This window comes from Stenotrophomonas sp. ASS1 (assembly GCF_004346925.1).
GTDB classification, from domain to species: Bacteria; Pseudomonadota; Gammaproteobacteria; order Xanthomonadales; family Xanthomonadaceae; genus Stenotrophomonas; species Stenotrophomonas maltophilia_A.
Window position 1 is genome coordinate 3,555,311 of record NZ_CP031167.1, and the last position, 21,987, is coordinate 3,577,297.

Sequence of the window (21,987 nt, forward strand, 5' to 3'; positions counted from 1 at the left end):
TCCATGCGTCGCCGCGTCCTTGCCATCGCATCCTCCCTCGCCCTGCTGGCCGCCCCGGCCTTCGCGGCGCCGCATACCACCACCCTGCCCCCGGCGTCGCTGGCCACCGCCGCGCAGCTGCGCGACCAGGCGCTGGCCGATGACACCGGCTGGAAGGTGGTCGAATCGCTCACCACCGAAATCGGCCCGCGCATCGCCGGCAGCGAGGCCGACGCCCGCGCCGTGGCCTGGGCCGAAGCCAAGTTCAAGGCACTGGGCTTCGACAAGGTGTGGAAGGAACCGGTGACCTTCCCGAAGTGGGAGCGCCGCAGTGAACACGCTGCCGTGACCGGCAAGAACCCGCAGCCGCTGCAGATCACTGCGCTGGGCGGCAGCCCGGGCGGCACGGTGGAAGCGGAGGTGGTGCGCTTCGCCGATCTGGCCGCCTTGCAGGCGGCACCGGCCGGTTCGCTGAAGGGCAAGATCGCCTTCGTCGATTACCAGATGCTGCCGTTCCGCGATGGCCGCGACTACGGCCGCGGCGGTGCAATCCGCAGCAAGGGACCGTCAGAAGCGATCCGCAAGGGCGCGGTCGGTTTCCTGATGCGCTCGGCCGGTACCGACTCCCACCGCGTGCCGCACACCGGCATCACCCGTTTCGATGACGGCCTGACCCCGGTGCCGTCTGCAGCACTGTCGGTGCCTGACGCCGACCAGCTGGCCCGCCTGCTGGCCCGCGGCGCGACAACGGTGAAGGTCGCGCTGGACTGCGGTTGGGACGGCACCGCCACCTCGTACAACGTGATCGGTGAGATCACCGGCCGCAGCCTGCCGAAGGAAGTGGTGGTGATCGGCGGTCACCTGGATTCATGGGATCTGGGCACCGGCGCGGTGGATGACGGCGCGGGCGTGGGCATCACCATGGCCGCCGGCCACCTGATCGGCCAGCTGAAGCAGGCGCCGAAGCGCACCATCCGTGTGATCGCGTTCGCCAACGAGGAGCAGGGTCTCTACGGCGGCAAGGCCTACGCCGAGGCGCATGCCAAGGACGTGGCCCTGCACCAGCTGGCGGCCGAGAGTGACTTTGGTGCCGGCCGCATCTATGCCTTCAATACCGGTTCGCCGAACCCGGAAGGCTCGCGCGAAGCGACGAAGCAGATTGCCGAAGTGATGAAGCCGCTGGGCATCGAGTACCAGGCCGACAAGGGTGGCCCGGGCCCGGACGTCGGCCCGCTGGCCGCCAAGGGCGGCGCGTGGGCGTGGCTGGCGCAGGACGGCTCGGACTACTTCCACCTGCACCACACCGCCGACGACACGCTGGACAAGATCGACCCGAAGGCGTTGGCGCAGAACGTAGCCGCATATGCCGTGTTCGCGTACCTGGCGGCGGAAGCCGATGGTAGTTTCGGCAGCGAAGCCAAGGCGACCACGCCTCCGAACGAGTGATGCGGTAGTGCCGGGCCATGCCCGGCGAGCACAACTGGAAGCGCGGTGCGAACCAAGGTTCGCACCCACCAAGGCGGGTCCTGAATCAGGAACCCGGCAGGGTCAGAGCCCTCGCCTGCGGCGAGGGATCCGACCCCGATCATGCGACCCCGGATACGGGATCACCCGCGTCGACTGGCCCACTGCGCCAGCAGCACGGCCGTGGCCGAGGCCACGTTCAGGCTCTCCACCGCGCCGCTGCCGGGAATCGAGACCTGCAGGTCGCATTCGCTGGCGAGGCCGCGGTCCATGCCCTCGCCTTCGGCGCCCATCACGTACACCAACCGTTCCGGCAGCAACGCACGGAACACGTCGTCGCCACCATCAACGAGGGTCGCAGCCAGCCCGAAGCCGGCTGCACGCAGCTGCGCCATCGCCTGGGCGGTCTCCGGCAACTGCACCAGCGGCACCGACTCCGCACCACCCTCGGCCACGCGTGCGGCGGCACCGGACAACGCCAGCGTGCTGCCGGACGGCAGCAGCAGCGCCTTGACACCGAAGTGCGCGGCCGAGCGCAGGATTGCGCCGAAGTTGTGGGGATTGCCGACACCGTCCAGCCACAACGCCAGCGCCGAGCCTTCGCCCAGATCCTCCAGCCACTGCGCCAGCGGCACGACGGGCGCGCGCAGCACGTCGGCCACCAGGCCTTCGTGGTGCGTGGTAGCGGCCAGCTTGTTGAGGTCGCCCTCCTCCACCACGCGGTAGCCCACACGGTTGGCCACGCACCACTTCAACACAGGCTGCATGCGCGGAATCAGCGCATCCACCAGGTACAGCTTGCGCAGTGCCTGCGGGCGCTTGGCGAACAGGGCCTGCACGGCGTTCCAGCCGTACAGGCGCAGTTCGTCGTTGCCCCGCCCCGGCGGTGGCGCGGTGCCGCCCTCACGCGGCGGCAGCGGGGTGGCCCGCGGCGGTCGCGACGACGGACGGCGGGCATTCTTCCAGGGATCATTCACTACGGGACAACTCCAGCTTGCGTTGACGCCAGAAATCGGCGTTCTTGATGCCCAGGGCATCGGGGTCGAAGATCGGATCCAGGCCCAGCTTCTTCTGTCGTTCGTAATCACGCAGGGCCAGCATGGCCGGCTTCTGGATGATGAGGATGGCAATGATGTTCAGCCAGGCCATCAGGCCCACGCCGATGTCACCCAGCGCCCAGGCCAGGGTTGCATTATGGAACGCGCCGAACACCACCATGCCGATGATGCCCAGGCGCAGCACCAGCACGGTCAGCGGGCGCTTCTTGTTGTGGTTGACGTAGGTCAGGTTGGTTTCGGCCATGTAGTAATAGGCCATGATCGTGGTGAAGGCGAAGAAGAAGATCGCGATCGACACGAACGCCGAGCCCCAGCCCGGCAGCACGGCTTCCACACCCGCCTGGGCGTAGCCCGCGCCTTCCGGAATGCCGGCCAGGCCCTGGAAGATCGGCGGGGCGCCGGCACCTGCCGGCGAGTACACGTTGTAGGTGCCGCTGGCCAGGATCAGGAACGCGGTGGCGGTGCACACCATCATGGTGTCGAAGTAGATGGCGAAGGCCTGCACGTAGCCCTGCTTGGCCGGGTGCGAGACTTCCGAGGCGGCTGCCGCGTGCGGGCCCGAGCCCTGGCCGGCTTCGTTTGCGTAGATGCCGCGCTTGATGCCCCACTCCACCGCCAGGCCCATCATCGCGCCGAACGCGGCGTGGGTGCCGAAGGCGCTGCTGAAGATGATGCCGAACATCTCCGGCACGCGATCGTAGTTGATGATCATGATGACGATGGCGGTCAGGATGAAGGCTGCCGCCATGAACGGCACCACCACTTCGGCGAAGTTGGCGATGCGCTTGACGCCGCCGAAGATCACCACGCCCAGCAGCAGCGCCACCACGATGCCGATGCCCAGCTTCAGCGCCTGCACCGACTCCATGCCCATCGTCTGGCCATCCAGCGGACCACACAGCGCGGTGCCACGGCAGGCGTTGATGATGCTGTCGGCGATGGCGTTGGCCTGCACGCCGGGCATCAGGAAACCGGCCGCAATGATCGTGGCAATGGCGAAGACCAGCGCGTACCACTTCAGGCCCATGGCCTTTTCGATGTAGTACGCCGGACCACCACGGTAGCGGCCTTCGGCGTCCTTGGTCTTGTAGATCTGTGCCAGCGTACATTCCACGTACGAGGTGGAGGCGCCGAAGAAGCCCATCACCCACATCCAGAAGATCGCACCGGGGCCGCCGAAGGCGATGGCGGTGGCCACGCCGGCGATGTTGCCGATACCCATGCGCCCGGCCATCGACATGGCCAGGGCCTGGAAGGACGACACACCGGCGTCGGATTTCTCACCCTTGACGGTGAGGCGGCACATCTCGAGGAATCCGCGGATCTGCATGAAGCGCGTGCGCAGGCTGAAGAACAGGCCGGCGCCCAGGCACACGAAGATCAGTGCCTTGCTCCAGATGATGCTGTTGATGAAATGTACGGTAGCTTCCACGCGCGCTCTCTCCAGTCGGCGGGTTGTGAGGACGTCCCGTCGGCTGGAGGGGACCGGTCGATTCTCCCTGATCGAAGGCCGCTGCGGTAGCGCTGTGTTGTAGAGCCGAGCCCATGCTCGGCGTGGTGATGACGGCGGCCGCGCACGGCCTCGGCTCTACCGCGGTCGGCCCGCGTGTTCAGGGCAGCTGCGTGCGCACCCGGGCGAAGCGGCGCAGGTCGTGCAGCACCCCGCGCTTGTAGACCGCGCAGCGGTCCACGCCTTCTTCCTGGAAACCGTTCTTTTCCAGCACCCGGGCCGAGCCGAGGTTGAAGTCGACCACCCCGGCCTGCAGCCTGAACAGGCGCAGCTCGTCCATCACCCAGGGTGCGAACAGGCCGACCACCCGGGTCATCAGCCCCTGGCCCCAGTAGGCCTGGCCCAGCCAGTAGCCCAGTTCCGCCATGTGCCCGCGCTCGGCACTGCCCTGCTGGGCCCCGACGCTGCCGCAGGCCTGGCCGTCGATCTCGATGGCCAGGTTCAGGGTGCCAGGGGCCAGCACGCGACCGGCGAGGAAGGCCTCGCCATCCTCGCGCGTGTACGGGTAAGGGAAACGATCACGCAGGCCCCGCGATACCTCGGCGTCGTTGGCATGGCGCAGCAGCGATTCCAGATCATCCGGGCGCCAGGGGCGCAGTTGGAAGCCGTCGCCTCGCAGCACGGTGGTCGGATCAGGCATGACCACCCACCGAGGGCGACTCCGCCTCCTGCTTCTCCAACTCGCGCTTCACCGCTTCCGGCGAGCGGGTGTAGGGCGCCAGCCGCGCGTAGAACGCCGGCACCACGAACAGCGACAGGAACGTCGAGAGGGTCACACCGAAGATGATCACGATGCCGATGGTGCCACGGCTGGCCGAACCGGGGCCACCGGCCACCACCAGCGGAATCGCACCGACCACGGTGGCGATCGAGGTCATCAGGATCGGGCGCAGGCGCACCATCGCCGATTCGATGATCGCCTCGCGCACGGTTCTTCCGTCGTCACGCAGCTGGTTCGCGAATTCGACGATGAGGATGCCGTTCTTCGCGGCCAGGCCGACCAGCATGACGATGCCGATCTGGCTGAACAGGTTCACCGTGCCACCGCTCACCCACAGGCCGACCAGCGCGCCGAGCACGCCCAGCGGCACGGTCAGCATGATGGTGAGCGGGTGGATGAAGCTCTCGAACTGCGCGGCCAGCACCAGGTAGACCACCAGCAGGGCCATGGCGAAGGTCAACAGCACCGCGCCACCGGCACTCTGGTATTCGCGCGATTCGCCCTTCCAGTTCACCTGTGCGTACTGCGGCAGCTCCTCGCGCGTGACCTGCTGCGCCCAGGCAATGGCTTCACCCAGCGGATAGCCCGGCGCCAGGCCCGCGTTGATGGTGATCGAGCGCAGGCGGTTGAAGCGGTTCAGGGTGCCGGCCTCGGCCACCTCACTCAGCGTGACCAGGTTGGACAGCGGCACCAGTTCGCCGGACGTCGCGCGCACGCGGATGGCGGCCAGGTCGGCCGGGCTGGCACGGCCATCGCGACCGGCCTGCACCAGCACGTCGTACTCTTCGCCGTTGTCAACGAAGGTGGTGACGCGGCGCGAGCCCATCATGGTTTCCAGTGCCGAACCGATCGCGGTGACCGGCACGCCGAGGTCGGCCGCACGCTGGCGGTCGATGTTGACCCGCATCTGCGGCCGCGTTTCCTTGTAATCCGAGTCCGGGCCGACCAGGCCGGGGTTGTCGGCCATGCGCAGCAGGATACGGTCGCGCCACTGCGCGATCTCGGCATATTCCGGGCCGCCCAGCACGATCTGGAACGGCTGCCCGCCGCTGCGCACCAGGCCACCGCCCACCTGCGTACGCACGCGCACGCCGCGGATGGTGTCCAGTTCCTTCTGCAGTTCGTTGGCCACTTCCGGCGTGCCTTCGCTGCGCTGGCGCCACGGCTGCAGGAAGATGCTGACGCGGCCGGTGTGCATTTCCTCGCTGGCACCCCAGCCACCGGGCACGCGTGGATTGGCGCGCACGATCGGTTTGTCCGGGCCAACATGCGGTGCCAGCATCGATTCCACCTGCTGCACCTGCTGCACGGTGTAGTCGTAGCCGGCGCCTTCCGGGCCATCGATCATGATCTGGAACGAACCGCGGTCTTCGGCCGGCGCCAGTTCCGACGGCAGCAGCTTGAGCAGGCCCCAGCTGGCGGCCAGTGCGGCCACCATCACCAGCAGGTAGATCCAGGTGCGGTCCACGTGGTGGTCGAGCACCCGCCCATAGGCCCCGGCCAGGCGTTCCAGGTTGCGGTTGATGAAGCCATGCAGGCCACGCGGTGCCTGCCCGGTATGCGGCTTGAGCAATTTGGAGGCCATCATCGGCGTCAGCGTCAGCGCCACAAAGGCGGACAACGCCACCGCCGCCGCCAGCGCCACCGCCAGTTCGCGGAACAGGCGCCCGGTATTGCCTTCCAGGAATCCGACCGGCAGGAACACCGCCACCAGCACCGCGGTGGTGGCGATCACCGCGAAGGCGACCTGCGTGGTACCGCGCTTGGACGCCACCAGCGGTGGTTCGCCCAGGTCGATGCGGCGCTGCACGTTCTCCACCACCACGATCGCATCGTCCACCACCAGGCCGATGCACAGCACCAGGGCAAGCAGGGTCAGCAGGTTGATCGAGAAGTCGAACGCATACAGCGCGATGAACGCGGCGACCAGGCAGACCGGCACCGTCACCGCCGGAATCAGCGCAGCGCGGAAGCTGCCGAGGAACAGCCAGATCACCGCCAGCACGAGGATCATCGCTTCCACCAGCGTGGCGTAGACGCGGTCCACTGCGGCTTCGATGAAGGTGGTGTTGTCGAAGGCAACGAAGATCTGCGTACCCTTGGGCAGGGTCAGCGCGACCCGCTCGGCTTCAGCGCGCGCAGTACGCGCCACGTCCAGCGAGTTGGCGGTGGAGGTCTTGACGATGCCCAGGCCGATGCCCGGCTCGCCGTTGCTGCGGTAGTACGCACGTCGCTCGGCCGAGGCCAGCTCGATCTTCGCCACATCGCCCATGCGCACCACGTAACCATCGCGACCCTTGCCCAGCGGGATGGTCGCGAAGTCTTCGGGCTTGATGTAGTTGCGCTCCACGCGCAGGGTGAAATCGCGGTCGGTCGACTCGATGCGGCCGGCCGGCAGTTCCACGTTCTCGTTGCGCAGCGCGGTTTCCACGTCGCCGGTGGTCAGCCCGCGCGCCGCCAGCTGGTCGCGGTCCAGCCAGATCCGCATCGCATAGCGCTGGCGGCCGCCGATGCGGACCTGGGCCACGCCATCGAGGCTGGAGAAACGATCGACCACGTAGCGGTCGGCGTAGTCGCTCAGCTCCAGCGTGTCCATGGTCGAGGAGACCATGTTGAACCAGATGATCGGGTCGGCATCGCTCTCGACCTTGGCGATCTCCGGCGGACGCGCTTCCTCCGGCATGCGGTCGGCGACGCGGCTGACCGCATCGCGCACATCGTTGGCCGCCGCTTCGATATCGCGGTTGGAGGTGAATTCGATGCTGACCTGCGAGCGGCCGTTGGTGCTGCGCGCGTTGATCGTATCGATGCCTTCGATGCCGGCCAGCGCATCTTCCAGCACCTGGGTAATGCGGCTTTCGATGACCGCCGCCGAGGCGCCGGTGTAGTCCACCGACACCGACACGATCGGCGGATCGATGGCGGGCAGTTCGCGCAGGGTCAGGCGGGTGAAGGACATCACGCCCAGCACCAGCAGCAACAGGCTCATCACCACGGCGAACACCGGCCGCTGGATGGAGATGTCGGACAGCTTCATCCGCCGTGGCCCTCGGCCGCGACCGGCGCCGGTGCATCCGCCGGCTTGGCACCCGTGGCCGGTGCCGCGTCCTTGGCTGCGACCTTCAGGCCCGGGCGCAGCTTGCCGGTGCCATCGACCACGATGCGCTGGCCCGCTTCCAGGCCCTGCCTGATCTCGACCACGCCGGCACGGCGCGCGCCGGTGACCACATCCACGCGCTCGACGCTGTCGTCGGCGGTGATGCGGTACACGAAGGTATCGCGACCGACCTGCACCACGGCGATTTCCGGAATCACCAGCGCCGGGCGCTCAGGGTGGAACAGGCGCACGTCCAGCAGCATGCCCGGGCGCAGGGCATGGTCGCCGTTGGCGAAGTCGGCCCGTACGGTCACCGCACGGGTGGCCGGATCGATGCGTGCGTCGACGGTGCTGACCACCCCCTCGAAGGTACGGCCTGGCCACGCCACGCTGGTTGCACTGACCTTGTCACCGACGCCGAGCGCGGCCAGTTCCACTTCCGGCACCTGGAAATCGATGTGCATGTGTTCGATGTCGTCGAGCGTGGCGATCACCGTGGTCGGCGTCAGCAACGTGCCCGGGCTGACCTGGCGGATGCCGAGCACACCGGCGAACGGTGCACGCACGCGGCGGTCACCGATGTCCGACTGCATCTGCGCCACACGCGCCTCGGCGGCATCGCGGATCGATTTCTGCGTATCCAGCGTGGCGCTGGACACCAGCCGCTGCGTGGCCAGCTCGCGCTGGCGCCTGTACAGCTGGTCGGCCTCATGGAAGGTGGCCTGCGCCTGCACCAGCGCGGCCTCCTGGGCCTGCCCGCGCAGGGTCACGATCGGCGCACCAGCGGCAACATGCTGGCCGCTTTCGAAGTGCACCTTCTCGACGATCTCGCTGACCTTGGCCGTGACGCTGATCGATTCGCGCGCCTTGGCCGTACCCAGTGCCTGCAGCGTGTCATTCCACTGCGTGGACTGCACGACCTGCGCGGTGACCGGCACCGCTTCTCCCTGCCGACGGGCGGCGGCCTCCTGTTTGCCCGCGCACCCGGCCAGCACGGCCAGGCTGAGGCCAAGGGCCAGGGTCGAAGCGATGCGAGCCAACATGAACGGTCCTGAGTGATCCACGGCCGCCGAGTGTAGGCAAGCGCCCACAGAAGCGATATGTGCCAAGCGTTTACTGGCGTGGAACCGGCGTCGCGATAGCGCCGTGAACCCGTTCCGTGCAAGGCTGACCGCAGCGGTGTCGGCATGTGTCGAGGTGTATCCAGCCGTGCACCGCAGGCGTTGCCATCGTAGAGTCGAAGCTGCCCGGCAGAGGGCGTCGGGCGGGGGCGGATCCTGGCGGGGATCCGGCCCCGGTTTTTTTTTACACCCGGCGGATCAGTACCGGTAGTTCACCTTCATCCACAGGCTGCGGCCCGGCTCGTTGATGCGCACCGGGTCAGCCGGAAAACCGAAGTCGGCGCTGCCGGCCAGATTCAGGTGCTCGCTGTAGGCACGGTCGAACAGGTTGTCGACGCCCGCGCTGAGCTGCAGCTGCGAACTGAAGCGGTAAGCAGCGTTGAGCGCGAAGGTGGCGAAGCCGGCACTCGGCCCCAGGTCCTGCGCGACCACATTGCCTTGGCCATTTGCGACACGATGCTGGTGGGTCACCGCGCGCAGCAGCGCACCGGCACTCCAGCGCTGGCCTTCCCAGTTCGCGCTCAGGCGTGCTTCCAGTGGTGGCATCTGCGGCAACGGGCGATGCTGGTCGCGGTTCTCGCCCCAGGCATAGGCCAGCGTGCCGCCCAGCTTCCACTGCTCTGCCACGCTCACTTCCAGGCCCGCCTCGGCACCGGCAATGCGGGCATCGACGTTGCGGGCCTGGCTCATGCCCATCATGCCGCTGCCGTGGTAGGTGAACAGGATGTAGTCCTGGATCTGCCCGGCGTACGCCGACACCCACGCCTGCACACGGGGCCCCTTGTATTGCATGCCCACATCAAGCTGGGTGGTGCGCTCGGGCTGCACGCCGGTGAACGCGTTCACCGCACCGGCCGGGCCGTGGTTGGGCGAGAACAGCTCCCAGTAGTCGGGCATGCGTTCACTGTGGCCGAGGCCGGCGTACCAGGTCAGGCCATCGGCCAGATCCTGCTCGTAGCGCAGGAAGCCGCTGCCAAGCCATTCCTTGCGCTGCAGGCCAGCGGTCGGATTCGGCCGGTTGCCCATCATCCCGCGCACCGACTGCCGCTCATCGCGGACGCTGGCGCGGTCGATGCGCAGGCCGCTGATCCAGCGCTGGTCGGTGCCGGCGCCGAGGGTCAACTCGGTGAACACGCCATAGCGGCGGAAGTTGGCATCGGTTTCCCAGGCGGCCTGGCGGTAGGTGTCGCGGCCCATGCCCATGCGACCACGATGGCGGCTGTCTTCGCCATCCATACCCGCCACCAGCTGCACATCCTGCCAGCGCCACTCGGAACTGACCCGGCCGCCCTGGGTACGGCGATCCACGTTCGACGCCATCGGCATCGGCATCATGCTGTTCGGGTTCGGCGCGCGCAGCGTGTAGTTGTCCATCACATGGTCGGCGTTGTTGTAGTACACGTTGGCCTGCAACGTGTCCCATGCCCCCGGCAGGTTGCGCTTCTCGAAACGCGCCGCGTAGCTGGTGCGTTCGAACGCGGCACCGTCCATGCCACGGCCCGCGTAACGCGCGATCGCATCACCGGCACCGGCGGAAATTTCCAGCAGCGTGTCGGCATCCGGCGTCCAGCCGATGGCTACGTCGCCGTTCCACTTGCGCCACTTCGACGGCACCACGTCACCGTGGCCGTCCTTGTAGTCATCGGCTTCGGAACGGTTGCCGCTGGCGCGTACGTAGCCTGTCGGGTTGCCCAGGGTCAGGTCCAGCACCTGGTCGTTGCGGTTGCGCGAACCGACCAGCGCACTGGCATCGGCACGCAGGCCCGGCTCCTCGAAGCGCGGCGTATCGCGCTCGAAACGCACGGTGCCGGCCGACGCGCCCGCCCCCCAGCGCACGCTCTGCGGGCCCTTGATGATGGTCAGCCGGTCGAAGCTTTCCGGCGCGATGTAGGACAGCGGATTGTCCATGCGCGACGGGCAGGCACCGATCAGGTTGCCATCGTTGCTGAGGATGTTCAGGCGCGAACCGAACATGCCGCGCAGCACCGGGTCACCGTTGGTGCCGCCGTTGCGGATGGCGGAAAAACCGGGAACGGTCTTCAGGTAATCGGCACCGTCGCTGGCCGGCACCGGCTGCCGCGGCAGGCGCGGATCGGTCACCCAGTGCAACGGGGACGACGGTGCGGCGGCGGTGACCACCATCGTGTCGAGGGTACGCGCCTCTTCGGCAGGCGCAGCGTGGGCCAGTGACGCGGCCACGGCCAGGCCAAGGGCAACCGGCAGGCGCGCGCAGGCGCCCGCGGGGCGGGAAGTCATTTTCATCGGAACAGCTCCAAAGTACGCACGCGCGCACGGCGCCGGGTCAGGCGTCGTGCGGCAGATTCGATAGGGATATCAGCGGACGAAGGAGAGGCGCGGCGGCCCGCGCGCGGCATGCGCCGGCCAACGCAGCGCCGGCAGCACCTGTTGCGACCACGGGAACACCAGGCGCGGCCGCCACAGCAGCGGCAACAGCAGCACCAGCACCGCCAGCCACGGCAGCAGGCGCATGGCCAGCACACAGTATTCGCAGGCTTCGCCGTGCATGGCGTGGGGGTCGGGCGGGCGGCTGGGCGCGGCCGGCGCGGCGCCGTGCTGATCGTGCCCGGCCATGGCCATGTCGTGCATGTCATGGCCCATGGCGGCGTGGTCCATGCCTGCCATCGCGGCATGCTCCATCGGCTGCGCCTGCAGCGCGCGGCTGACCAGCGGCGCAAGCACCATCAACAGCGTCGCCAGGACGGCGAGCTGGAGCAGGAGGCGCTGCGGGCGGGACAGGCGGGTCACCCCGCTAGTGTAGAGCCGGGTCCAGGGTTGCCCGTGCGACGAACCGTCGCAGGAGGGGTTTTTCGGCAGGGCTGCGCCCTGCACCCGCAGAGGCCACGTCCACGGCAAGAGCCGAAGCAACATCAAAAGCTGGCTTCCTGTGGGTAGGCGGGGTGGGTCCGGTTGCGGGGGCCGCTGCAAGTACGTCCATGTAAGCTCGGTCGCCGCATCCATGCGGCTCACGCCCCCGCAACCGGACCCACCCCGCCTTCGACAGATTTCTGCGATCTGCAGTAGATCCACGCCATGCGTGGATGAATCTCCATCGGAATCGAATATTTCGAATTGGAATCGAAATGCATCCACGCATGGCGTGGATCTACCGTGTCGACCAAGGTCGACACCTACCAACAGCCGCCAGGATCTGTCAGAGGTGGGGCGGTGTCGGAGTGCGGGGTGTCAGCCGCATGGGCCCGAGGCATGCCTCGGGCGGGTTGGGCAGGACGCCCAACCCCGGTCTTGCCGTGTGCGCAGGACTGCGCACACGAGCAAGCGGCTGCCAAGCTTACAGGGACGTACTTGCAGCGTCCCCGCACTCCGACACCGCCCCGCCAACCCACGGAATGCCGCTTCTGCTGTTGCTGTTGCCTTTGTCCGCAGCAGGTGCAGGGCTGCAAGCCCTGCTCGACCAACCCCTCACACCGTGATGGTCTGGGTCAGTGACTCCCACGTCGGTGGCACCGGCCACGCCGCCGCCTGGTTGCCATCCAGCACCCTGCGCAGATCACGCGGATCGATCTGCGGTGCCAGCACGTGCACCAGCTCCAGCGCGTAATCACGCAGCACGCGATCGCGAGGCAGCACCGCCCAGGCAATGCACTCAGTGATCGGCTCCGGGGCCGGCCACGACCTCAGGTCTTCGTCGTTGGAACTGACCGCCATCTCCGCCAGCAGGCCCACGCCCAGACCGGTACGTACGTAGGTCTTGATCAGGTCGGCATCGAGTGCGGTCAGCGCCAGATCCGGCACCAGGCCGTTCGCAGCGAAGGCGCGCTGCAACGAGGAATTCGGCCGGGTCGAGGATTCGTAGCTGATCAATGGCTGGCGGGCAAGCGCGGCCAGGTCTGGGGCGCGGCCGGCGCGGTCCAGCGGGTGGCCCTTCGGTACCACCACCAGGCGCCGCCAGCGGAACAGCGGCACCGCGATGCCATCGGTGGGCTCACCGCCAGCGGTGCTGATGATCGCAATATCGGCATCACCCTGGTTCAAGCGGTCCAGCGCGTCGGCTTCGCCGGCCTGCTGCAGGTGCACGCTCACCTGGGGATAGGCCTGCTTGATCGCTGCCACCGCCGGCGGCAGCACGAAGCGCGCCTGGGTGTGGGTGGTGGTCAGGATCAGCTGGCCCTGGCTCTCGCGGCGCTGGTTGGCCGCGTAGGTGCGGATGTTGTTGGCCTCGGCCAGCACCGCGCGGGCGCGGGCGATCACCTCGGTGCCGGCCGGGGTGACCGACTCCAGGCTGCGGCCCTTGCGCACGAACAAGAGGAAACCCAGCTCGTCCTCCAGCTGCTTGAGCTGCTTGGACAGGCCGGGCTGGGTGGCGTGCACGCGCGAGGCGGCCAGCGTGATGTTCAGCTCGGCGTCGGCGATGGCAACCAGGTAGCGCAGCTGGGTCAGCGTCATGGGAGGCAGGCGCGTGGGGCGGAGGTCCACTCTAGGGTCAATTGCCGTCACCAGCTTATAACCAAAGGTTGTTTAAGAAAGGTATCTGGTCATTTCCGGGCGTCATATGCCGGCGCTACGGTCAGCCGGCAGCCGCTGGCCTGAACAGCCAGCCCTCCCCCTTCGCCCGCCGAAGCCCGGCGCGGCCCCGTTTCCGGAGCGCTTCCATGGCCCTGTACGACTCCATCCTCGATACCGTCGGCAACACCCCCATCGTCAGGCTGCAGCGCCTGGCGCCCGCGCAGGTCAGCGTCTACGCCAAGGTCGAGTCGTTCAACCCGGGCGGTTCGGTGAAGGACCGTCTGGCGCTGGCGATCATCCTCGACGCCGAGGCACGCGGCCTGCTCAAGCCAGGCGACACCATTGTCGAAGCCACTTCAGGCAACACTGGCGTGGCACTGGCGATGGTCGCCGCCGCGCGCGGCTACAAGTTCGTGGCCACCATGGTCGAGACCTTCTCGGTGGAGCGCCGCAAGCTGATGCGCGCTTACGGTGCCAAGGTGATCCTGACCCCGGCCGCCGAGCGCGGCAGCGGCATGGTGCGCAAGGCGGCCGAGCTGGCCGAGCAGCACGGCTGGTTCCTGGCCAGCCAGTTCGCCAACCCGGCCAACCCGGCCTACCACCGCAACACCACCGCTGCCGAGATCCTGCGCGACTTCGCCGGCAAGCGGCTGGACTACTTCGTCAGCGGCTGGGGCACTGGCGGCACGCTTACCGGCGTGGGCGAAGTGCTGAAGGTCGCGCGCCCGCAGACCCGCATCATCGCCACCGAACCGGCCGGTGCCGCGCTGCTGAAGGGCGATGACTGGAAGCCGCACAAGATCCAGGGCTGGACCCCGGACTTCGTGCCGGACGTGCTCAACCGCGATGTGGTGGACGAACTGGTCTCGGTCGAAGATGACCGCGCGATCGCCACCGCGCGTCGCCTGGCTGCGGAGGAAGGCATCTTCGTCGGCATTTCCGCCGGCGCCACCGTGGCGAGCGCGCTGGACGTGGCCGCCCGCGCTGAACCGGGCTCGGTGATCCTGGCAATGCTGCCCGATACCGGCGAGCGCTATTTCTCCACACCACTGTTCGCCGATGTGAATGAGGGTTCCGACGACGACTGGCTGGCCGGCCTGCCGTGATGCATCGGGTCGGATCCCTTTCCTGCAGGGAAAGGGCTCTGACCCGGTTTGCCAGAACCATGGATCGCAGGGGTCAGAGCCTTTTCCGTGCGGGAAAAAGCTCTGAGCCCTTTCTGCTTCAGCCTGCGTGAAGGCGTCGCCCGCCATCGTGCGTGAAGGCCGTCGGATCGCAGCGCGTGAGACGGTCATGACGCAGTATCGATGCCCTGTCCCCTACCGTGGGAACAGCCGGCGCAGATGCTGCGCGGAACACCTCACAGGCAGGAGACGGACGCATGAAGATCGAAGTTTGGCAGGGCGATATCACGACCCTGGCGGTGGATGCGATCGTCAACGCGGCCAATGAAACACTGCTCGGCGGCGGCGGCGTCGACGGCGCGATCCATCGCGCTGCCGGGCCGGCATTGCTGGCCGAGTGCGAGCAGTTGCCGGAGCTGCGTCCGGGCGTGCGTTGCCCAACCGGCGAAGTGCGCGCCACCGACGCTTACGCATTGCCTGCGCGGCATGTACTGCACACGGTGGGCCCGGTCTGGCACGACGGCCAGCGCGACGAACCGGCATTGCTGGCCAACTGCTACTGGAAATCGCTGCAGTTGGCCGAGTCGCTGGGCGTGAAGTCGATCGCGTTCCCGGCGATCAGCTGCGGTGTGTATGGCTATCCGCTGTACCAGGCCGCGCAGATCGCAGTGACGGAAACACTGGCGTGGCAGCGCAGCCATGCACAGCCGATGCGCATCGTGCTGGTGGCGTTCAACACTGCTACGGCGAAGGCCTACCAGCAGGCATTGAGCGCCGCGGGACAAAGCACGGACAACGAACCGCGTGGATCGATGCTGCCGCCTCTGGGCGATGCGGGCTTCGCCGCTGCGCACTGAACCGCAGCGCTTCCAGTAAAAGGAAAGGCCGGGCATTGCCCGGCCTTTCCCGTTGCGGCCTTGAGGTCATCCACGCTACGTGTGGATCACCTCAACGGCTGGCTGCTTCCACCGCAGCAGCGGCGTCATCGGCCACGGCAGCAGCTGCATCCGCAGCGGCGCGTGCGGCCGAGGCGGCAGCACCGTCGGCGCTGGCACCTTCGACCTGCACGCGCACTTCCACCAGGCCCGCACCGTTGTTCAGGCTGGACACGTCGACGGTGTAGTGACCGGCCGGCAGCGTCTCTTCCAGGCGTGCATTGGTGCCATTGCCACCGTCGTCGTCGGTCAGCTCGACGGCGCCGCCGACCACGCGCAGCACGGTATCGACCTGGCTGGAAATCGCATCCAGGCGCACGTCGGCCGGACGATCCAGGGTCAGCAGGAAGCGGCGGCGGCCTTCGTTGTCCAGCATGGTGTACGCGCTGCCCGACTTCGGCAGTGCCGTGCCATCGCGATCCACCAGGTTGCCTGGCAGTTCAATGCGGGTGGCCGACAGGGTGAACATGCCATTGACGCCGTCGCCGAGGCCGCGTGCAGTCAGGGTGTACTTGCCCGGCTTCAGCGAGAGGTTCAGGCGCGAGTTGGTGCTGTCGCCGCCGTCATCGTTCTCGGCATCCACGCCCTGGCCGGACAGCTTCAGCACCGGATCGAAGACATCCGAGACCAGGCGGATCTCGTACAGGCCCGCCTTCTCCACCTGCAGGGTGTAGTCCTGCGAGTTGCTGGCCAGCATGTCGACGATCTCACCACTGCCCACCAGCGGCTTGCCGTCGTACGGCTTCAGCTTCTCGGCGCGCAGGCGGTACGGACCAAAGGCGCTCGGACCATTGGCGTTGACCGCCACCTGGTAGGTGCCGCCACCGTTGGCACGGAAGGCCAGCGAGACATCGCCTTCGCGTTCGTAACCGGTATTGCTGGTGGACACCAGGCTGCCGTTGTTGAATACGGCGATCGAACCGGTCAGTGCCCCGGTGAGCTTCAGGCCGACCAGTTCCCTGTCTTCCAGCTTGATCTGGTACAGCTGGTGATGGCTGCCGTCGTTGAAGTTGATGCCGCTGCGCGAGGTAATCTCGCCGGACACCGGCTTGTCGAAATCGAGCGACGCGGCCTTGCCTGCGTCACCACCGCCACCGATGCGGTTGCAACCGCCGGCGATCAGGACCGTGGCGACGGCCAGTGTGATTGCTGCCAAACGCATGTTTTTTCTCCTTGGCCTTCCATGTATGTCCCGCACACCGGCCCGGTGCGTGGGGGCGGAAAAGATACCCGCAAAAGCAAACGCCGGCGTGATGCCGGCGTTGCCCTGTTCATCCTGCGATGGGACGGATCAACCGTTCCACTTGCCCAGCGCGGCAAGGCCGTTGTCCTTGGCGCGCTCGTACACGGTCTTCTGGGCGGCAGCGTAGTTGCCCTTCATGTCCTTGGCCCACAGCTTCAGCGCGGCCTGCTGCATGGCGCGGCCGTAGGAGAAGCTCAGCGGCCACGGCAGGTTGCCCAGCTGGTTCATCGCGTTCAGATGCTCGGTGGACTGCTCGTCGCTCTGGCCACCGGACAGGAACACCACGCCCGGCAGGATGGCCGGCACGGTGCTCTTCAGGCACATCACGGTCGACTCGGCCACTTCCTCGACGTCGGCCTGCTCATCGCAGCCCTTGCCGGAGATGACCATCGAGGCCTTCAGGATGGTGCCTTCCAGCAGCACGTTCTGCTGGTACAGGGCATCGAACAGCGAACGCAGGGTGGCTTCGGTGACTTCGTAGCAGGTCTCGATGTCGTGGTCGCCGTCCATGATCACTTCCGGCTCGACCATCGGCACCAGGCCGCATTCCTGGCACAGGGCGGCATAGCGGGCCAGCGCGTGGGCGTTGGACTCGATGCAGGTGCCCGACGGAATGCTTTCGCCGATGTTGATCACCGCACGCCACTTGGCGAAGCGCGCACCCAGCTTGTAGTACTCCTGCAGGCGCTCGCGCAGGCCGTCCAGGCCTTCGGTCACCAGCTCGCCCGGGCAGCCGGCCAGCGGGTGCGCACCCTTGTCCACCTTGATGCCCGGAATCATGCCGTGGTCGGCCATGTACTTGGCGAACGGCACGCCGTCCTTGGTCGACTGACGGATGGTTTCGTCAAACAGGATCGCGCCGGAAATGTGCTCGTTGAGCTTCGGCGTGGTCAGCAGCAGTTCGCGGTAGACACGACGGTTCTCCTCGGTGTTCTCGATACCGACGCCTGCGAAACGCTTGGCGATGGTAGCGGTGGATTCGTCGATCGCGATGATGCCCTTGCCCGGGGCAACCATGGCCTGGGCGGTTTCAGCCAGCTGTTCGATGCTCATGTACTTCCTGTGGCGGGTGCGGGAAAAACGTAAGTATAGCCCCGCCGCCCGTTGCACCGACGTGCAGGGCAGTCTGGAAACGATTCCAATGTCCGCACCGGACAGGCGATGTCCTGTTGCGCCGGGTCACGCCCCCTTCGGGGATCTGACCCCGGGTCGGACCCGCGCAGCGGCTCCGACCCGGGGCCGCCTGGGTTTACAGATCGCCCAGGCCGCTGGCGCGGCCGTCTTCGCCCACTTCCAGCAGGCGCAGGGTGTTGGTCGCGCCCAGGGTTTCCATGTGCTCACCGCTGGTGAACACGACGCGGTCACCGGCCTGCAGCAGTTCGGCTTCCACCAGCAGACGGATGCTGCCGCGTGCGGCTTCACGCGGGGTCAGGCCACGGCTGTCGAAGTTGATCGGGTAGACATCGCGCATCAGCGCCATCTGGCGGCGTGCACCGTCGTGGCGGGTGACCGCGAACACCGGCGCCTTGGCGCGGAAACGCGACAGGTAGCGGGCGGTGCCACCGGATTCGGTCATCGCCACGATCGCGCGCACGCCCACGTGCTGCGACAGGAACATGGTGGCCATGGCAATGGCCTGGTCGGCACGTTCCAGGTTGCGCGGCGAGGCGTTGAAGTCGGTCTCGGTCTGGAACTGGCGCTCTGCACCCAGGCAGATGCGCGCCATCGCTTCCACCGCCTTGACCGGCCAGGCACCGGCAGCGGTCTCGGCCGACAGCATCACCGCGTCCGTGCCATCGATGACCGAGTTGGCCACGTCCAGCACTTCGGCACGGGTCGGGATCGGGCTTTCGACCATCGACTGCAGCATCTGCGTGGCGGTGATCACCACCTTGTTCTGCGCCAGCGAGGCCTTGATGATCTTCTTCTGCAGGCCCGGCAGTTCGGCATCGCCGATTTCCACGCCAAGGTCGCCACGGGCCACCATCACCACGTCGCTGGCCTCGACGATTTCTTCCAGGTTCTCGATCGCCTCGGTACGCTCGATCTTCGACACCAGCGCGGCATCGCAGCCGTGCGAGCGGGCGATCTCACGCGCGTCGTTCATGTCCTGCGCATTGCGGCAGAACGACACGGCGATGAAGTCGACACCGATCTTGGCGACGATGCCGATCAGCTCCTTGTCACGCTCGGTCAGCGCGCCCAGCGACAGGCCGCCGCCCTGCTTGTTCAGGCCCTTGCGGTCGGACAGCACACCGTCGTTGAGCACGGTGTTGATGATGCGTTCGCCCTGCACCTCCACCACCTGCAGCTGCATCAGGCCGTCGTCGAGCAGCAGCACATCGCCCGGACCCACGTCCTGCGGCAGGCCGAGGTAGCTCACGCCCACCTGGGTCGCATCGCCGGGGCCGGCGTTGGTGCTGGCGATCAGGTCGAAGCGGTTGCCCGCCTTCAGCTGTACCTTGCCTTCGGCGAAGCGCTCGATGCGGATCTTCGGGCCCGGCAGGTCGGCCAGGATGCCGACTTCCACGCCCACGCGGGCCGCGGCAGCGCGCACTTCGGCAGCACGCTTGGCCTGGCCGGAGGGATCGCCATGGCTGAAGTTCAGGCGTACCACGTTGACGCCGGCGCGGAACAGATCCTCCAGCACGCCCGGCGGATCAGTGGCCGGACCGAGGGTGGCAAGGATCTTGGTGCGACGCTGACGCTCGAACATGGTGAATGGGCCTCTCCCGATAAAGAACGGAAATTAGCACATCCTTCACGCCGCATGTATACGGTTACAGCCTTGTGCGGCCTGACTTCGCGGGTCATCGAACGGACATCGGCCGGACATACGCTGGCGCAGGGAGTTCTGTGGAGCCGAGCATGGGCTCGGCTCCACAGGAGGCTAGGCCAGCAGCGTTTCCAGCTGTACCGGCTCACGGGCGAGCTGCCCGGCACCGGCTTCGGTGAGTTCGGCCTCACCGCCAAAGCCCCATAGCACACCGACGCTGCGCAGGCCATGGTGACGCGCGCCTTCAATGTCCATGCGGCGGTCGCCGATCATCCAGCACTGCGCGGGCTGCACCTGCAGCCGACGCAGCGCCTCACCGACCAGTTCCGGCTTGTGGCTGCGCGAGCCATCGAGGGTTGAACCGACGATCTCCTCGAACAGCCCACCGAACGGCAGGTGGGCAAGGATGCGGCGCGCGTGCGGCTCGTTCTTGGCAGTGACCACCGCCAGGCGATGGCCACGACCATGCAGCGTGCGAAGGGTGTCTTCCACCTGCGGGTACACCGTGTGCTCGCGCCAGCCCTCGACGTCGAAGCGCTCACGGTAGTAGCCCACCGCCTGTTCCACCCGCGCCGGTTCACCGAACAGCGGCGCGAAGGTGGTGCGCAGTGACGGACCGATCCAGCCCAGCAGGGTCTCCTGCGGTGGCACCGGATGGTCCATCTTCTGCAGCGCATAGGCGATGCAGGCGGTGATACCCACCTGCGAATCGATCAGCGTGCCGTCCAGGTCGAAGAACAGGACATCCTTGCTGCGATCGGCACTCATGCGCCGCGCGCGTCGAGTGCGGCCACCGCCGGCAGGGTCTTGCCTTCCAGGAATTCCAGGAACGCACCGCCACCGGTGGAGATGTAGCTGACCTGCTGGGCGATATCGAACTTGTCGACCGCGGCCAGGGTGTCGCCGCCACCGGCGATGGAGAACGCCGGCGAACTGGCGATGGCACGGGCCAGCGCTTCGGTGCCCTTGCTGAAGGCCTCGAATTCGAACACACCGACCGGACCGTTCCAGACCACGGTACCGGCCTTCCCGATCAGCTGCGCGTACTGCGCCGCGGTCTGCGGGCCGATGTCCAGGATCAGGTCGTCTTCGGCAACGGCGTCGACCGCCTTCACTTCGGCAACCGCGTCCGGCATGAACTGCTTGGCGGTGACCACGTCGACCGGCAGCGGGATATCGGCGCCGCGCGCCTTGGCGTCGGCCACGATCTTCTTCGCGGTGTCCAGCAGGTCCGGCTCGTACAGCGACTTGCCGACGTTGTAGCCGGCGGCAGCGATGAAGGTGTTGGCGATGCCACCACCGACGATCAGCTGGTCGACCTTGCCGACCAGGTTGGCCAGCAGTTCCAGCTTGGTGCTGACCTTGCTGCCGGCGACGATGGCCAGCAGCGGCTTCGCCGGTGCGTCCAACGCCTGCGCCAGCGCGTCCAGCTCGGCCATCAGCAACGGGCCACCGGCCGCCACCGGGGCAAAGCGGATGACGCCATGGGTCGAGGCCTGCGCGCGGTGTGCGGTACCGAAGGCATCCATCACGAACACATCGCACAGGGCGGCGTACTTCTTCGACAGGGCTTCGTCGTCCTTGCCCTCGCCGACATTCATGCGGCAGTTTTCCAGCAGCACCAACTGGCCCGGCTGCACGTCGACACCGTCGACCCAGTCACGCACCAGCGGAACCTCGCGGCCCAGCAGCTCGGACAGGCGCTGCGCGACCGGCGCCAGCGAGTCGGCCTCGCTCCACACGCCTTCCTTCGGGCGCCCCAGGTGCGAGGTGACCATCACCGCCGCGCCCTGCTCCAGCGCGCGCTTGAGCGTCGGCAGCGAAGCGGTGATGCGCTGTTCGGAAGTGATGCGGCCATTCTCGATCGGCACGTTCAGATCCTGGCGGATCAGCACGCGCTTGCCGGAGAGGTCGAGGTCGGTCATGCGGACGATGGACATGGGCAACTCTTTGGCTCAGGGACGGGATGCCGGGTACGGCAGACGGCCATTGTATCGGGTGCGGGTGGTGGGAGGGCCGATGCCTGCGGCAGGCAGAGGCGCACTGCAACTGCAACAGCAACGGCAACGGCCAAAGCGCTGGCGCTTCGTGATGCTGGGGCTGGGCCGGGGTAGTGTGGGCTGGCAGGGGACGCCGTGAATCCGTCCCTGGAGGCTTAGCCGCGCCATCCATGGCGCGGATACCCCTGCCAGCCCACACCACCCGGCCTCGAAAGGTTCATGAGGCGGAGCGGATGGCAAAGGCACAAGCAGTGTGTGGTGTCGGATGAAGAACGAAGAGGTCAGATCCGTTTTCCTGCGGAAAACGGATCTGACCCCGATGGCCGTCTCCGCGAACAGCAGCCGAGCGTGGGCTCGGCTCTACAAAGAGCGCGCAGCCAAGCTGCTTTTGCTTTTGCTCTTCTTTTTTCTTCCGTGGGTGGACGCACACGGAAACCGTCAGAGGCCGGGCGGGTGGGCTGGGCAGGGGTATCC

At 67.2% G+C, this 21,987-nt stretch carries 16 protein-coding genes; 3 read left to right on the forward strand and 13 right to left on the reverse strand.

The window, feature by feature from the left end; translation table 11 throughout:
* The first annotated feature begins 3 nt into the window (after positions 1–3).
* Positions 4–1,425 (forward strand): M28 family peptidase, encoded by a 1,422-nt coding sequence (locus tag MG068_RS16545; RefSeq protein ID WP_132810689.1) that lies wholly within the window; start codon positions 4–6, stop codon positions 1,423–1,425.
* A gap of 161 nt (positions 1,426–1,586) precedes the next feature.
* Here the strand turns inward: MG068_RS16545 and MG068_RS16550 are convergent, their stop codons facing one another.
* The 8 genes from MG068_RS16550 to MG068_RS16585 all read right to left on the reverse strand — a co-directional run bounded on the left by MG068_RS16550 (position 1,587) and on the right by MG068_RS16585 (position 13,375).
* A complete protein-coding gene (locus MG068_RS16550) occupies positions 1,587–2,420 on the reverse strand; it encodes a TrmH family RNA methyltransferase (protein ID WP_132810690.1) in 834 nt (277 codons plus the stop codon).
* A complete protein-coding gene (locus tag MG068_RS16555) occupies positions 2,413–3,933 on the reverse strand; it encodes an alanine/glycine:cation symporter family protein (protein WP_132810691.1) in 1,521 nt (506 codons plus the stop codon). The genes MG068_RS16550 and MG068_RS16555 overlap by 8 nt, the downstream gene beginning before the upstream one ends.
* Before the next feature lie 178 nt (positions 3,934–4,111).
* The gene (locus tag MG068_RS16560) at positions 4,112–4,651 is read right to left on the reverse strand and encodes a GNAT family N-acetyltransferase (RefSeq protein WP_107432154.1); all 540 of its coding nucleotides are present in this window, start codon (positions 4,649–4,651) and stop codon (positions 4,112–4,114) included.
* A complete protein-coding gene (locus tag MG068_RS16565) occupies positions 4,644–7,769 on the reverse strand; it encodes an efflux RND transporter permease subunit (RefSeq protein WP_071228525.1) in 3,126 nt (1,041 codons plus the stop codon). Before MG068_RS16565 ends, MG068_RS16560 begins: the two co-directional genes overlap by 8 nt.
* Complete coding sequence (locus MG068_RS16570) at positions 7,766–8,872, reverse strand: efflux RND transporter periplasmic adaptor subunit (protein WP_071228524.1); 1,107 nt, start codon at positions 8,870–8,872, stop codon at positions 7,766–7,768. The genes MG068_RS16565 and MG068_RS16570 overlap by 4 nt, the downstream gene beginning before the upstream one ends.
* A 276-nt stretch (positions 8,873–9,148) precedes the next feature.
* Entirely contained in the window at positions 9,149–11,212 is a 2,064-nt protein-coding gene (locus tag MG068_RS16575; protein WP_132810692.1) for a TonB-dependent copper receptor, read from the reverse strand.
* Positions 11,213–11,284: 72 nt separating this feature from the next.
* The gene (locus MG068_RS16580; protein WP_032130216.1) at positions 11,285–11,716 is read right to left on the reverse strand and encodes a DUF2946 domain-containing protein; all 432 of its coding nucleotides are present in this window, start codon (positions 11,714–11,716) and stop codon (positions 11,285–11,287) included.
* Between the two features lie 675 nt (positions 11,717–12,391).
* Positions 12,392–13,375 (reverse strand): LysR family transcriptional regulator, encoded by a 984-nt coding sequence (locus tag MG068_RS16585; protein WP_043403003.1) that lies wholly within the window; start codon positions 13,373–13,375, stop codon positions 12,392–12,394.
* A 206-nt stretch (positions 13,376–13,581) separates the two neighbouring features.
* Here MG068_RS16585 and cysK point away from each other — a divergent pair, with 206 nt between their 5' ends.
* A complete protein-coding gene (gene cysK, locus MG068_RS16590; RefSeq protein ID WP_032127874.1) occupies positions 13,582–14,541 on the forward strand; it encodes a cysteine synthase A in 960 nt (319 codons plus the stop codon).
* A 275-nt stretch (positions 14,542–14,816) separates the two neighbouring features.
* Complete coding sequence (locus MG068_RS16595; protein WP_032127873.1) at positions 14,817–15,416, forward strand: O-acetyl-ADP-ribose deacetylase; 600 nt, start codon at positions 14,817–14,819, stop codon at positions 15,414–15,416.
* A 91-nt stretch (positions 15,417–15,507) separates the two neighbouring features.
* On the opposite strand, the gene MG068_RS16600 is transcribed toward MG068_RS16595, so the two are convergent.
* The 5 genes from MG068_RS16600 to MG068_RS16620 form a co-directional block, all read right to left on the reverse strand.
* Positions 15,508–16,656 carry an ABC transporter substrate-binding protein gene (locus MG068_RS16600; protein WP_107432157.1) on the reverse strand — a complete coding sequence of 383 codons (1,149 nt, stop codon included), beginning with the start codon at positions 16,654–16,656 and terminating at the stop codon, positions 15,508–15,510.
* A 129-nt stretch (positions 16,657–16,785) separates the two neighbouring features.
* Positions 16,786–17,790 (reverse strand): class I fructose-bisphosphate aldolase, encoded by a 1,005-nt coding sequence (locus tag MG068_RS16605; protein WP_132810693.1) that lies wholly within the window; start codon positions 17,788–17,790, stop codon positions 16,786–16,788.
* Positions 17,791–17,986: 196 nt separating this feature from the next.
* Entirely contained in the window at positions 17,987–19,453 is a 1,467-nt protein-coding gene (pyk, locus tag MG068_RS16610) for a pyruvate kinase (RefSeq protein WP_132810694.1), read from the reverse strand.
* A 174-nt stretch (positions 19,454–19,627) separates the two neighbouring features.
* Positions 19,628–20,281 carry an HAD hydrolase-like protein gene (locus MG068_RS16615; RefSeq protein WP_132810695.1) on the reverse strand — a complete coding sequence of 218 codons (654 nt, stop codon included), beginning with the start codon at positions 20,279–20,281 and terminating at the stop codon, positions 19,628–19,630.
* Positions 20,278–21,453, reverse strand: coding sequence for a phosphoglycerate kinase (locus MG068_RS16620; RefSeq protein WP_032127869.1), 1,176 nt, complete (start codon positions 21,451–21,453; stop codon positions 20,278–20,280). The genes MG068_RS16615 and MG068_RS16620 overlap by 4 nt, the downstream gene beginning before the upstream one ends.
* Positions 21,454–21,987: the final 534 nt, after the last annotated feature.